Source organism: Streptomyces sp. P9(2023) (assembly GCF_032436795.1).
GTDB lineage: Bacteria > Actinomycetota > Actinomycetes > Streptomycetales > Streptomycetaceae > Streptomyces.
In genome coordinates, this window is sequence record NZ_JAUPWM010000103.1 from 1 (window position 1) to 995 (window position 995).

At 65.6% G+C, this 995-nt stretch carries 1 protein-coding gene; it reads right to left on the minus strand.

Annotated elements, in window-relative coordinates; translation table 11 throughout:
- A partial coding sequence (locus Q5762_RS36815) for a B12-binding domain-containing protein (protein ID WP_315896676.1) occupies positions 1-995 on the minus strand: 995 nt, incomplete at both ends.

A 995-nucleotide genomic window follows, 5' to 3' on the forward strand; every position in this document is an offset into this window, starting at 1 on the left:
GACATGCCGATGACGTCGGCGCGGTGTTCCTCGGCGGCTTCCAGGATCGCGGAGACGGGCTGCTTGATGCCGAGGTTGACGACGTTGTAGCCGTTGTTGGACAGGATGATGTCGACGAGGTTCTTGCCGATGTCGTGGACGTCACCGCGGACGGTGGCGAGGACGATGGTGCCCTTGCCGTCGGCGTCCGTCTTCTCCATGTGCGGTTCGAGGTGGGCGACGGCCGTCTTCATGACCTCGGCGGACTGGAGGACGAACGGCAGCTGCATCTGCCCGGAGCCGAACAGTTCGCCGACGACCTTCATGCCTTCGAGCAGCGTGTTGTTGACGATGTCCAGGGCCGGGGTGTCCTGGAGCGCCTCGTCCAGATCCGCTTCCAGGCCGTTCTTCTCGCCGTCGATGATCCGCCGCTGCAACCGCTCGTCCAGCGGCAGCGCGAGCAGCTCCTCGGCCTTCCCGGCCTTCAGCGACTTGGTCGTCGCCCCCTCGAACAGGGCCATCAGCTTCTGCAGCGGGTCGTAGCCCTCGGCACGCCGGTCGTAGATCAGGTCGAGAGCGGTGGTGACCTGCTCCTCGTCGAACCGGGCGATCGGCAGGATCTTCGACGCGTGCACGATCGCCGAGTCCAGGCCCGCCTTCACGCACTCGTCCAGGAACACCGAGTTCAGCAGGATCCGGGCCGCCGGATTCAGACCGAAGGAGATGTTCGACAGACCCAGTGTCGTCTGCACGTCCGGATGCCGGCGCTTCAGCTCCCGGATCGCCTCGATCGTCGCGATGCCGTCACCACGCGACTCCTCCTGCCCCGTGCAGATGGTGAAGGTCAGGGTGTCGATGAGGATGTCGGACTCGTGGATACCCCAGTTACCGGACAGGTCGTCGATCAGCCGCTCGGCGATGGCCACCTTGTTCTCGACCGTACGGGCCTGGCCCTCCTCGTCGATCGTCAGCGCGATCAACGCCGCCCCATGCTCCTGCGCCAGCCGCGTGACCTT